Below are 11725 nucleotides of genomic sequence, written 5' to 3'. Positions count from 1 at the left end.
ACGTTGCCTACTCTCGCCGCGAGGCAACTTCTCCAACCTCCGGTAGCGCAGCGTCACTTCGAAGGTGAAGTTGCCCATTGCGTTGGAGGCGTGGCATCTCCCGTCCTCTCCAACATCTATCTCGACAGGCTCGATCAGTTCATTGAGCAGAAGCTGCTGCCGGAATACAACCGCGGCAGAAAACGACGGCATCATCCCGAGTACCATCGGCTCGACAGCCGGATGTACTGGGCAAAGCGGCGCGGAGATCGCGCCGCAGTACGGCAACTCCGGCTCCAAATGCGGAGCCTGCCGAGCAAAGACCCTTACGATCCAGGCTTTCGGCGCCTACGGTACGTCCGGTATGCCGACGACTGGCTGCTCGGTTTCGCTGGGCCCAAGCACGAAGCCGAGGAGATCAAGGCGCGGATCACAGCATTCCTTCTGGACGAACTCCGGCTGGAACTCTCCGAATCCAAGACCCTGGTCACACACGCCACCAGCCAGGCGGCGCGCTTCCTCGGCTACGAGGTGAAAGCCCAGCGATGCGACACGAAGCTCACGGGACCACGACGCTCCGTCAACGGTGCCATCGGGCTTTTCGTGCCACGCGAGGTAATCCGGCAGCGTTGTGTCTCCTGCATGGGCGGCGGGAAACCGAAACTCCGTGGTGTGCTTCTCCACGACAGCGATTTTTCAATCGTGGCGACATACCAAGCCGAGTACCGGGGACTCGTGCAGTACTACCTTCTCGCCCAGGACGTCGCCCGCCTGAACCGCCTGCAATGGGTGATGGAGACGTCCATGCACAAGACGCTGGCGTCGAAGCACAGATCGACCGTCACGAAGATGGCCCGCAAGTACAAGGCGACCATCGACACCCCGGACGGCCCTCGAAAATGCTTTGAAGTCATCGTCGAGCGCGGAGGCGAGAAGAAGGCGCTAGTTGCCCGCTTCGGCGGCATCCCGCTCAAACGGCAGCGCACAGCGGTAATGGCCGACCGAGAGCCGTTGAAACCCAACCACATCAGCACCACCGAGTTGGTAAAGCGGCTCCTCGCGGACTGCTGCGAGATATGCGGATCAACGAGCCGGATTGAGGTCCATCACATCCGGAAACTCGCCGATGTCAAGCAGCAGGGCCGAGCCGAGCGCCCCGTGTGGGTGAAGTTGATGGCAATGAGACGACGTAAGACCTTGGTCGTCTGCCGACCTTGCCACGAGGACATCCACGCGGGACGAGCGACCTCATCCACCCGGAAAAGATCACTGGAGAGCGGTGTGCTGGGAAACTAGCCCGCACCGTTCGGGAAGGGGCCGTCGGAAAAGGACCCGGGCCACGGGCACCTCGTCGGCGGCCTACTTCACTCCGCCGCTGGCGCGACCACGGTCTGGTCCGCGAGTTCCACGACCGGCTCCGCCACAAGGTCCGCGAGCAGGCCGGGCGGGACCCGGAGCCGAGTGCGGGCGTGATCGACTCCCAGTTGGTCAAGGCGGACGCCGTCGTTGGCGCCGACAGCCGGGGCTTCGACGGCAGCAAGCTGATCAACGGGCGGAAACGGCACGTCGTGGTCGACACCCTCGGCCTGCTGCTGGCGGTGCTGGTCACCTCGGCGGACATCGGCGACCGCGCCGCCGCCCACGTCCTGTTCGCCCAGGTCGCCGCCGCGCACCACCTGCTGGCCCTGGTCTGGGCCGACGTCGGCTACACCGGCTGCCTCGTCGAGTACTGTCTCGCCGCCCTCGCCCTGGTCCTGGCGATCGTCAGGCGCAGTGACGACATGCGCGGCTTCGTCGTGCTGCCCAAGCGGTGGAGTGTGGAGCGATTCTTTGCCCACCTGATGCGAAGCCGCCGCCTCGTGCGCGACTTCGACCGATCCACCGGCAGCGCGGAGGCGATGGTCTACTGGTCGATGCCCCTGCTCATGACCCGCCGCCTGGCCCGGCCACGGCCTTCGCGAGCGTGAACCGGCCCGGCACCGACTCAGCCAGCCACCCGCGCGCTGTCAGCGCTTCGCCTTCGACCGCAACGCCTTCTTCGCGGGCGCCGGGTCCAGACCGAAGCAGCCAGCCATCTCCTGGCACGTCAGCGGACCTTGACCGAGACGGTTGCGGTCCGCGAGAGCCTGCACGATGCGTTGGTATTCCGCCGACAGTACCGACCAGGCCAGGCCCGCACGCCACATCGGCACCACCGATTTCGGTTTCGCCGCCTCCGAAGATGCAGGCGGCACCGGCAGTTCACCGCGATACGACGGCTCCTCGGCGGCGTCCGGGTCGGCGACGTCGCCTTCGCCCGGGGACAGCACCTCGGCAACGCGTGAACGGGCGATGACCCACTCGTTCCACTCTCGCTCGGCCACGACCAGCTCGGCCTGGATACGGTCCGCCTCCTCCCGCAGCGCGTCCACACGACGGCGAGCGGTCAGCTCGCGCTCTTCCAGCAGCCCCACGACCGACGGCATCCCCGACCTCGACCAGAGCGACGACACGACACCTCACCACTCCCCGAGACCGCCGACCCTATGCCTGAACAGCGGAAACGCAGCCCTCAAGCCCGGAAGGACAACAGCCAATCACACGCCGCGTAGGACGGTGGCGGCGAGCAATCATTGGCACTCATGCCGCGGTCGGCGAGGTCGAAGCCCCCTCCCGCAGGCACGGCACCACGAGACTGCCCCGTCGAAATCCCGTGGAGCTCGAGTGCCGGGCGTGCCAAGCTGACTCCCATCGAAGGGGTGTAGCTCAGAGGCCAGAGCGCCGGTCTCCAAAACCGGATGCCGCAGGTTCGACTCCTGCCACCCCTGCCTCCATGGCGCCGACCGTAGCCACTTCCCTGAGGTGCGGGATCCCGGTCGTCAGCGACGTCACCGTCATGGGCGAACTACACCGGATAGTGCGGCGAAATCAGTGTGAATCGGCTGCGGAGCCGGCCGTCGGCGTCGTCAGCGGCAGCAGATGACAACCCCGGGCAGCACCTCGTCCCCCTCGAACTCGGCGGCGCGCCCCGCGATTCCGGCAACCTGTGGCCCGAGCCCTGCTCCGGCTCCCAGACCGCGCACTCCAAGGACGGAGTGGAGACGAAGCTGAAGAACGCCGTCTGCGCCGGCACCGTCACCCTGTCCGCCGCCCGCAGCGCCATCAAGACCAACTGGACCACGGCCCTGCAGGTCACCGGAATCGGCTGACCGAGCCCACCGCGGGACATCCAGGCCGCACGCGCCGGATGTCCCGGCATTTGGCGTTTGGATCGTTCACGCGGCGCCGTGCCATGCGTCGGGTCCGAATGATCCTTTGATGTCGGAGGCGATCGTGGTGGCGTTCACGGTGGTCTGCAGTCGGTAGACGATTGTCTTTTGTACTCCGCGAACGGAGAGGTGGACCGGGTTCTCGCCGGGGTGAGCCTCCACGATCCGCCTGAGTTCTTTGACAGTGGGCTCTGGTTGCGATCCTCGGCCGCCCGGGAGCGCGCCTGCGGGGTCGGAACTGGACCACCCGTTTCACTTACGGGTGGATCACCCGGCTCCGGGTCTATCGCCTTACCGGAACCGTACGCAGGGAGACGGCGCATGCCAGTCGGTGAACGATGTCGGAAAGCCGTATGCGGGAGAACCGTACGTACGGTTTGAAGCGGCGGGGGCTGGAAACGGAGCGGAAGCCACCGCGCCAGTCCCCGACCCTACTAGCAGTGGGGGAAATACCCCGACGGGTTCTCCTTGCGCCAGAGGTTGTTGTAGTCGACGTAATAGCCGTACACGTAGTCCTGCCACGATTGGTTGCCGATCGAGCCCCACTCGTATTTGACGTGGTACCAGACGTCACCCAGGTTGTTGATATCCGAGCCAGTGGTCCAGCAGTCCACGCCTATGCTGTCACCGGGGGACATGTCGGGATGATTGTCCTTGAACCATGAGGTTGCATACGGAGCCCAGTAGAGCCCCACGTGATTGGCAGTTTGCAGTTGTACTGTGTAGCAGCAGGTCGACGCTGCGTGAGCGGGAGCGGCGTTCGCCAGCATCAGGCCGCTTGCCGTCATCGCACTGACCGCGGCAGCACGCGCAACGCGCTGCCCCAACTTCCACTTCACGGCCCCCCCTTGTGCGGACATGAAGGGAGACCCTTGTTGCCCCCCGACTACTGCTGAGCCTAGCGGCCGGCGGGGCATGGGGGAGATTAATTCTGGCCATCTAATACTCCAGCCGTAGTTCGTGATCTTCATGTCTGGGCGGCTTGCCGCCGGTAGTGGCTGGCCTGGGATCGGGCCTGGTGGCGGCGTCGCCAGTGGGACCAGCCGAGCCGGTGGACGGCGTCGTGGACGGGGCGGACGACCAGGCTGATGAACAGGCGCTGGATCTCGTTGCAGGTGAGCGGTATGAGGTCGTCTGGTGCGGAGTGGCGGGCGTGTTCGTCCGCGCGGACGACGGCGAGGAAGGCATGCGCGAGCATGGCCAGGGTGACCCAGCGCGACCAGGACGCGTAGCGCCGGACCTGGTGTTCATCGAGCCCGGCCAGGCCTTTGCCGGCTTGGAAGAATTCCTCCACCCGCCATCGTGATCCGGCGACTCGCACCAGGGTGGTCAGCGGCACCGGTGCGGGTGAGTAGCAGCGGTAGTAGGCGAGTTCGCCGGTGCTGCGGTTGCGGCGGATCAGCAGCTGGCGACTGCCGGGGGCGGGGTCGGCGAGGTCGATGACGGCCCAGTCGTAGAAGCGGTGGCCCTTGGCTCCGGCCCCGGCTGACAGCTTCTGCCAGCCTCGCTTGGGCACCTTCCCGGCCAGTGTGTCCGCACGGGACTTCCCGGCCCCGGTGGTGGCTTCGTGCGAGCAGGCCACTGCCAGGACGTAGCCGGTCCGGCGTTCCTCCAGCGCGGTCCGCAGCTTCGGATTGCCTCCGTAGACTTCGTCGCCGGCAACCCATGCGGCCTGGTGGCGGGCGTCCAGGAACCGGGCGACCATGCGCGCGGCCAGTTCCGGCTTGGTGGCGAAGGCGGTCTTCCCGGCAAGGCCCGCGGCGCGGCAGCGATCGGGATCGGAGGTCCAGGAACGCGGAACGTAGAGCTCCCGGTCCACCGCGGCGTGGCCGCGCCGGCTCGCGTAGACCAGGTAGACGGCGACTTGGGAGTTTTCGATCCGGCCGGCGGTGCCGGTGTACTGGCGCTGGACGCGATCGTGCCGGTGCCCTTCTTCACGTCGCCGGTCTCGTCGATGACCAGCACCGCCTGGTCGTCGTGCAGGTGCTCCGCCACGTAGCCGCGCACGTCGTCACGGACAGCGTCGGCGTCCCACTTGGCCCTGCCCAGCAGGTACTGCATGCCGTCCGGGGTCCTGTCCCCGGTCCACTCGGCGATGGTCCAGCAGTTCTTGCGCGGCAGGTCAGACAGCAGGCCTTGTACCAGCTGCCGTGCCCGGCGCCGGGGTTCGATGCGCCTGAACCGTCCCGCTACCCGGCTCATCAGGCCCTCGAACGCCTCGTGCCAGCGGGCAGGGTCTACGCTGTGACCTGTGGCCACCGCATGATCTTCAGTCTTCACACACCGATGATCAACGGTGGCCGCACCCGTCTCCACAGCGCTTCGGGGTCGCGCAGCGTCCGTCTGCCGTCCTGTGTCAGGAGGACTTGTGCAGCGTGGCGAAGTCTGGTGGGTCGAGTTCGACGAGCGGCGACTGGTCGTACTGCTGTCGGGAGACGACGCGTCCGGGATCCGGGTGATGCAGATCGTCGCTCCGGCGGGCGTCGACATCAGCGATCTGGGCATCGAAGTGACAGTGGGCGCCATGGAAGGACTGCCCCTCGAAGGCGTGCTGCGGGTCGCGTTCCCGCGTCCGGGCTTTACCCCGTGCACGTGGCTGACCACCGTGTCCCGGGACGACCTGATCGAGCAGGCGGGCGTCCTGTCCTTCGCGAAGCTCAGCGAGATTGAGGATGCCCTCCGACTCGCTGAACAGGCGAAGGAGCGGACCCCGGCGACGACCGCGAAGCTCAGCAAGATTAGGGACGCCCTCCGTCTCGGTGAACTCGGGTAGACGGAGAAGGAACCGGCGCCCGCGACGGCGTGGCCGGTCTCGTCCAGATGATCGAACGGGCCACCTGTCTCCTCGGCGCCCCTCACCATCGAGATCACGATCTACGGCTGGAGTACTAACTGGATATTCAGCGGATTTGGATGATCTCACGCCTCGATAGTAGGAAGGTGCCGTTGACCTGTAAGGATGTGAGTGCCTACGTCATATCCGCTACAGAAGGCAGCGCTCCTTACCGGTGGTTGAGCGTACAGTGTGGGACCGTCGGCTGTCGGTGGTGGCTGACGGGAAGAGGCTCATCCGGCATGTCGGGGCGGTGCTTTTTAGCCAGTGCGCGGACCGCACGGGGCCCACGCAAGTGCTGGGGAAGGTCCCGTCGTCCAACGCGGTGGCCGGCTGACGGGACCGTGCGGGTGTGCTGGTGTACCTGGCGGTCGCGATCGTTCCCGGGGTGGTGAATCTGTCGGAGGCCGAGCAGTGGATTTCCCTCTTGACCAATACTCTTGGGTTCCGCCCCTGGAACGGATATGGGACGTCCCCAACTTCCCCGGCCACGTGCGCACGACACCCCGCAGCACATCCATCCACCCAAATGAATGATCACATTCCGGCCGCCGCCATGGCCAATCGGCTTCCCCGGCGGTCTCCGACCTATCGGGAATCGGGACAGCATTGGCCCGTGACGCGACTTAGATGCCGGGCTTCTCACTTGACGAATCCCTTCCGTCGACGAAGCGCCTGTGCGACCCTTTCTGGTCCAAGCCCGCGCCAGTTCGGTGCGGATGCTGAAGGGGGAATGTCATGGTCAGGCGCCTTGCAGCGATCGGCTCCTCTGCGGCCTTAGTCGTCGGAGCTCTCACGATCGGCTTCGGGGCGACGTCCGCCCACGCCGACGGGTGTCCCACCAGCACCGCTGCGTATAAGTGGGTCATCACCGAGTGCCTGACTCAAAGCGGCGGGACGGGCTACACGGACCAGTATCTGGATGGCCGCAGCGCGACCACCGACGTGCGCTTCTACGACGAGCTGTGGTCCAACTGCGGAGGCTACTGGCACATCGTCAGCAGCAACGACGGCAGCGGCGGCATTCACGCGTGGCCCGGTCAGGAGCCCTCCGACCACCGCCAGTATTACTGCCCCGGAGCCTCCTTCGAGTCCCACGCCTACGAGACCGAGTCCGGCAACACCGTCTGGTCGACCTGGGTTTCCTGACCTCTGGTCGTAGCGCGCTTCCCACGTTGGGCGGCAGTCTCGCCGTGGGCGCGACGGCGCCATGCCGATGGGCACCTCCCACAGACCAGTGACGACCGCGGTCAATACGGTCATCCATCCCGTCGGCCTTTGGTCCAGATCATGGCTATGGCGGACCACGGATCCGGGTTGGGGTCCAGCGTGGTGGTGAGGCTGCCCCAGCGGCGGTAGACGGTGGTGTCGGCGACTCCCGCGCGGGCCGCGACCTCGCTGACGGTGAATCCGCCGTACCCGCGTTCGCCCACCAGGTCGGTGACGGCCTGATGTACCGCCGCGCCGATACGGGTGCTGCGTCCGCCGGGCCGCCGGGTGCGCTGTTGCTCGTCCATGCCTCTCACCTTAAAGCAGCCTGCACTTGCGTTTGCATGCCCAGTCGGTCTACGGTCCTGCTTAATGCAGCTGTTGGCTGCTTTAAAGGCTGCTCGACAACACGATCGTCGGCGCGGCACTGCCCGACATGCGGCACCGCCTGGACGCGGGACTGACCGGCCTGCAATGGATCGTCGACGCCTACGTCCTGCTGGTCGCCATGCTGCTGCTGTCCGGCGGAGTCTTCGCCGACCGCTTCGGCCGCAAGCGCGTGTACCTGAGCGGTGTCGCGGTGTTCACCGCCGCATCCGTCTGTGCAGCGTCGCCCCCTCGGTCGGCTGGCTGGTGGCCGGGCGGGTGCTGCAGGGGGTCGGGGCCGCGGCCCTGAGCCCCGCTTCGCTCGCACTCCTGGTGGCCGCGCATCCCGCCCCGCAGGAACGGGTCAGGGCGATCGGGTTGTGGGCAGGGCTCAGCGGCATCGGCCTGGCCGCCGGGCCCGTGGCCGGAGGCGTCCTGGCGCAGGCGTTCGGCTGGCCCGCGATCTTCCTGGTCAATGTGCCCATCGGCGTGGTTCTGCTGGTGGCCGGCCGGCGCGTCCTGAAGGAGTCCCGCAACCCGGACGCCCGCGCCCTCGACATCCCGGGCACCATCCTGTCCGTCCTCGGAGTCGGCACCCTGGCCTACGCCCTGATCGAAGGCGGCTCGCGCGGCTGGACCTCACCGGTGATCCTCGGTGGCTTCGCCGCGGCGGCCGTCCTCCTCGCCGCGTTCGTCGCCGTAGAGCGACGGCACCCCGCACCGATGCTGCCGCCGGGCCTGTTCCGTCAACGGCTGTTCACCGTCTCCAACTCCGCCATGATCGTGGTGGGGTTCGCGCTCATGGGCTCGTCGTTCTTCTTCTCGCAGTTCTTCGTGAACGTCCAGGGCAGCTCGATCCTGCGGGCCGGACTGCAGACCCTGCCCGCTACCCTCGCCATGGTCGTCGTCAGCCCCTTCGCGCGCCGCCTGGCCGCCGCGTACGGCTACCGGTCCGTCGTCACCAGCGGCCTGGCGCTGGCCGGGCTCGGGCTCCTCGCGCTGGGCGGGGTGCACGCCGACACCGGTTACGCGAGCGCGTGTGGTGGCGGCTCGCCACGGTCGGCGTCGGCTTCGCCCTGACCATGTCCCCTCTGACCGGCGCCGCCATCCAGGCGGCCGACCCGCATGAGAGCGGCCTCGCTTCGGGCATCAGCAGCACCACGCGGCAGATCGGCGCGGTGCTCGGTGTGGCGGTGCTCGGGGCCGTGGTCCGCGCCCGGCAGTCCGGCGGCGCCTCCTTCGAAGCCGGTCTCGACAGCGCCTTCGCTGTGGTCGGAGCCGTCACCCTGGCCGCGGCGGTGGGCACCGGCCTGTGGCTGGTGAGGTCCAGGCCGACGCCCACGCCCACGCCCGCGCCGCAGCAGCACCTCGACCTCAGCGCACGGCGAACTTTGTGAACTGCCTCCAGGCGTCCGCCGACAGCGCCAGCTGCGCGCTCGCCCGCCTCTTCGAGTCGCGTGGCGAGCCGGTGCGGAACTTCCAGGCAATCGCGCCGATCACCTGGCCGGGCATGGCGGGGCCTGGCCACCCGGCACGACAAGACGCGGGCCTGGTGCGCGAGACGCGGTGGTGTGCCGGTCAGGGTGTGGAAGATCGCACAACGCCAGCAGTACCTGCGGTTCCGCGGCCAAGCGGGAGGAGAAGCCGCTTCCGAAGGCGGCGGAGCCGGGAGAAAGTTCTTCGAGCCCCGCATGCAGCGCTGGCAGGAACGACTTGACGTGGCTGTTGCTGCGGGTGAGCTCTGGCCCGATGTATCGGCCAGGACCGTGGTCGAGCTCCTGTTCGGCCCGGTGTACTGCCGTCTACTGATCGGCACCGCAGCCCTCGACCCCGAGGACGCGACCGACGGAGTCGACTGTCTCCTCCGGGGGCTTATGCCGCGCTGAGCAGGGCTGGGGCAGCGATGCGAGGTGTCCGAGACAAGAGGGCGATACAGCAACTGAGGCCCCGAACCGCGCTGTTGTGCCGGCCGGGGCCTCACTACGGCAGCGAGCCAGGTGTCATCCCTTGAGCTTCTGCGAGTCTATGACCTCGCTGGCCGGCGGGGGCGTGACGGTCACAGGCTCATTGAAGCTGCACCATCTTGAAGTGGCTGGTCAGGGGTCCGGTGTGACGTCGTTTCGGGGTGCTCGTGCTGGTCATGGGCGGCAGTCTGCGGTGTAGATCATTTGCCGGCGGTGGCCTCGATGTTGGTCAGGACGAGCAGGGCCGTCTGAGGTGCTCCGCGCGGGGCCGGCCCGGCCATTTCCTCCACGCAGATGGCGGACACGGAGAGAGTGAACACGCCACGTCCGCACACTACTCGGTGCGTGGCCGGAGGCCGATCCAGATGAGGGCGACGCTGGCGAGTGCGACGATCACCTCCACAGTCAGCGCCAGGTGGATGCCGGACAGCTCCGACGCCTGGGTGGCGGCGATCGCGCTCAGGATCGGGATGCCGATGGTGATGCCGACGTTCTGGGTCATCGTCGTGAGGCCGGTGGCCAGGCCCTGCTCCTCGTTCGGAAGGCCGGACGTGCCGGTAACCGTGTACGCCACGATGGACGTCACGTGCCCGAAGAAGCTGATGAGCAGCACCGGGATCAGGACGGCCAGCACCAGGCGGCCGGAGCCGATGAAGGTCAGCGGAACGGTGGCGAGGCTCTGCACGGCCAGGCCCGCCGGCAGCACGGTTCGGTAGCCGTAGCGGCCGATGAGGCGGCCGGCGATCGGGCCGGCGAGCACCGCGGCCAGGCCCGGGACGCCGAAGATTAGGCCGGTGATGAGTGGGTCGAGGGTGAGGATCTTCTGGAGGTACAGCGTCATCATGAAGATCATCGCCGTCTCCATGCTGAACACCACGAGGCCGGCGTAGTTGCCCCATTTGACGGTCGGGCGCCTGAGGATGCGAACGGGGGCGAGCGGTGCGGCCGCGTGCAGCTCGATCGCCCAGAACGCGGCCAGCAGCACGACGCCCACGACACCCGCGACGATGCTCTTCTCGATGATTGCGTAGACGGCGGCCAGCAGGCCGCCGGTCACGGTGATCGCGCCGGGCACGTCCAGCCCGATCCGGTCCGGCACCTTGCTCTCGGTGATCATGAACGGCGTGAGCGCGAGGATGACCACGGCCACGGGCACGTTGATGAAGGGGCGTTGCCCCTTGATCGTGGACACCCTGATCATTGGATTGTGAAGATCCATAGGACGGGAGTTCCCGTTGGGGACGTCGAAGTACTCGCCTGAGTTCAAGGCCGATGCCGTCGCGCTGTACCACGCCAGTCCGGGTGGGACGTATGCGTCGGTGGCCAAGGACGTGGGCATCAACCACGAGACGCTGCGCACATGGGTGCGGGACGCCGAGCAGGCCGCCCGTCCCGGGGCGGTGGAGGCCACCGCGATGGAGAAGGAGAACCGGCAGCTACGGGCGAGGGTGAAGGAACTCGAACTCGAGCGGGAGATCCTGCGGAGGGCCGCAAAGTATTTCGCGGCCGAGACCGGCTGGTGAGCAGCCGCTTCCAGTTTGTCGCCGACAACCGTGGCGCCTTCGGCGTGAAGCGGCTGTGCCGGATGCTGGGGGTCTCCCGCTCCGGCTTCTACCGGCACCTGGCCGGCGCGGATGCTCGGGCCGACCGGGCCCGGGCCGATGCCGAGCTCGCCGAGCGGATCACCGGGATCCACCAGGAATCGGACGGCACCTACGGGGCCCCGCGCATCACCGCCGAGCTCCGGGACGGCGGCGAGCGGGTCAATCAGAAGCGGGTAGCACGCGTCATGAGGAAGTTCGGCATCATCGGATTCCACCTGCGCAAGAAGGTCCGCACCACCATCCCCGAGCCCTCGGCGGCGCCCGTCCCGGACCTCTTGCAGCGCGACTTCACGGCGACCGAGCCGAACACACGCTACGTGGGAGACATAACCTACCTCCCGGTGAGCAATGGCCAATTCCTTTATCTGGCAACGGTGTTGGACCTGTGCTCCAAACGGCTGGCGGGCTGGTCGATCGCCGATCACATGCGGACCGAGCTCGTCACCGACGCGCTCAGGGCCGCGGCCGCGGCCCGGGGTCCCGGCGGCCTGCGCGGGGCGATATTCCACAGCGACAACGGGT

Annotated in this window: 12 protein-coding genes, 1 tRNA gene and 3 pseudogenes; 11 read left to right on the top strand and 5 right to left on the bottom strand. The window is 67.3% G+C overall.

Annotation, left to right across the window (positions count from 1 at the left end; translation table 11 throughout):
* Both ACWD35_RS43215 and ACWD35_RS43210 read left to right on the top strand, forming a co-directional pair.
* A partial coding sequence (locus ACWD35_RS43215; RefSeq protein WP_451356817.1) for an HNH endonuclease occupies nt 1–1275 on the top strand: 1275 nt, incomplete at its 5' end.
* Nucleotides 1194–1946, top strand: coding sequence for a transposase (locus ACWD35_RS43210; RefSeq protein ID WP_451356816.1), 753 nt, complete (start codon nt 1194–1196; stop codon nt 1944–1946). The genes ACWD35_RS43215 and ACWD35_RS43210, both read left to right, overlap by 82 nt.
* 39 nt (nt 1947–1985) lie before the next feature.
* Here the strand turns inward: ACWD35_RS43210 and ACWD35_RS43205 are convergent, their stop codons facing one another.
* Nucleotides 1986–2444 (bottom strand): hypothetical protein, encoded by a 459-nt coding sequence (locus tag ACWD35_RS43205; protein ID WP_451356818.1) that lies wholly within the window; start codon nt 2442–2444, stop codon nt 1986–1988.
* Between the two features lie 269 nt (nt 2445–2713).
* Between ACWD35_RS43205 and ACWD35_RS43200 the strand changes: the two genes are divergently transcribed.
* A tRNA-Trp gene (locus tag ACWD35_RS43200) sits at nt 2714–2786 on the top strand.
* A gap of 105 nt (nt 2787–2891) precedes the next feature.
* Entirely contained in the window at nt 2892–3167 is a 276-nt protein-coding gene (locus ACWD35_RS43195; protein ID WP_451356815.1) for a hypothetical protein, read from the top strand.
* Nucleotides 3168–3661: 494 nt separating this feature from the next.
* Here ACWD35_RS43195 and ACWD35_RS43190 read toward each other — a convergent pair whose 3' ends face one another.
* Both ACWD35_RS43190 and ACWD35_RS43185 read right to left on the bottom strand, forming a co-directional pair.
* Nucleotides 3662–4066, bottom strand: coding sequence for a hypothetical protein (locus ACWD35_RS43190; protein WP_451356814.1), 405 nt, complete (start codon nt 4064–4066; stop codon nt 3662–3664).
* Between the two features lie 128 nt (nt 4067–4194).
* Nucleotides 4195–5429, bottom strand: a pseudogene (locus ACWD35_RS43185) (IS701 family transposase).
* 166 nt (nt 5430–5595) lie between these two features.
* Here ACWD35_RS43185 and ACWD35_RS43180 point away from each other — a divergent pair.
* Both ACWD35_RS43180 and ACWD35_RS43175 read left to right on the top strand, forming a co-directional pair.
* The gene (locus tag ACWD35_RS43180) at nt 5596–6000 is read left to right on the top strand and encodes a type II toxin-antitoxin system PemK/MazF family toxin (protein WP_451356813.1); all 405 of its coding nucleotides are present in this window, start codon (nt 5596–5598) and stop codon (nt 5998–6000) included.
* Between the two features lie 798 nt (nt 6001–6798).
* Nucleotides 6799–7209 carry a hypothetical protein gene (locus ACWD35_RS43175; RefSeq protein ID WP_451356812.1) on the top strand — a complete coding sequence of 137 codons (411 nt, stop codon included), beginning with the start codon at nt 6799–6801 and terminating at the stop codon, nt 7207–7209.
* 176 nt (nt 7210–7385) lie between these two features.
* Here the strand turns inward: ACWD35_RS43175 and ACWD35_RS43170 are convergent.
* Nucleotides 7386–7577, bottom strand: a pseudogene (locus tag ACWD35_RS43170) (helix-turn-helix domain-containing protein); the annotation flags it as partial.
* A gap of 128 nt (nt 7578–7705) precedes the next feature.
* Between ACWD35_RS43170 and ACWD35_RS43165 the strand changes: the two are divergent.
* The 4 genes from ACWD35_RS43165 (at nt 7706) to ACWD35_RS43150 (ending at nt 9521) form a co-directional block, all read left to right on the top strand.
* Nucleotides 7706–7945: a hypothetical protein gene (locus tag ACWD35_RS43165; RefSeq protein ID WP_451356811.1), complete on the top strand. Its 240-nt coding sequence runs from the start codon at nt 7706–7708 to the stop codon at nt 7943–7945.
* Nucleotides 7915–8715, top strand: coding sequence for an MFS transporter (locus ACWD35_RS43160; RefSeq protein WP_451356810.1), 801 nt, complete (start codon nt 7915–7917; stop codon nt 8713–8715). The genes ACWD35_RS43165 and ACWD35_RS43160 overlap by 31 nt, the downstream gene beginning before the upstream one ends.
* 2 nt (nt 8716–8717) lie before the next feature.
* A complete protein-coding gene (locus tag ACWD35_RS43155) occupies nt 8718–9032 on the top strand; it encodes a hypothetical protein (RefSeq protein WP_451356809.1) in 315 nt (104 codons plus the stop codon).
* Nucleotides 9033–9218: 186 nt separating this feature from the next.
* The gene (locus ACWD35_RS43150) at nt 9219–9521 is read left to right on the top strand and encodes a TetR-like C-terminal domain-containing protein (protein WP_451356808.1); all 303 of its coding nucleotides are present in this window, start codon (nt 9219–9221) and stop codon (nt 9519–9521) included.
* A 412-nt stretch (nt 9522–9933) separates the two neighbouring features.
* On the opposite strand, the gene ACWD35_RS43145 is transcribed toward ACWD35_RS43150, so the two are convergent.
* Entirely contained in the window at nt 9934–10791 is an 858-nt protein-coding gene (locus tag ACWD35_RS43145) for an MFS transporter (RefSeq protein WP_451356807.1), read from the bottom strand.
* 43 nt (nt 10792–10834) lie between these two features.
* Here ACWD35_RS43145 and ACWD35_RS43140 point away from each other — a divergent pair.
* Nucleotides 10835–11725, top strand: a pseudogene (locus ACWD35_RS43140) (IS3 family transposase); the annotation flags it as partial.

The sequence above is a fragment of the Streptomyces sp. NPDC002671 genome, assembly GCF_053592475.1.
This window is presented reverse-complemented; position numbering and strand designations above follow the sequence as displayed.

Coding starts and splice junctions, on each gene's coding strand:
- ACWD35_RS43205 (WP_451356818.1), bottom strand. CDS start 2,444: ATGCCGTCGGTCGTGGGGCTGCTGGAAGAGCGCGAGCTGACCGCTCGC.
- ACWD35_RS43165 (WP_451356811.1), top strand. CDS start 7,706: ATGCGGCACCGCCTGGACGCGGGACTGACCGGCCTGCAATGGATCGTC.
- ACWD35_RS43175 (WP_451356812.1), top strand. CDS start 6,799: ATGGTCAGGCGCCTTGCAGCGATCGGCTCCTCTGCGGCCTTAGTCGTC.
- ACWD35_RS43155 (WP_451356809.1), top strand. CDS start 8,718: ATGTCCCCTCTGACCGGCGCCGCCATCCAGGCGGCCGACCCGCATGAG.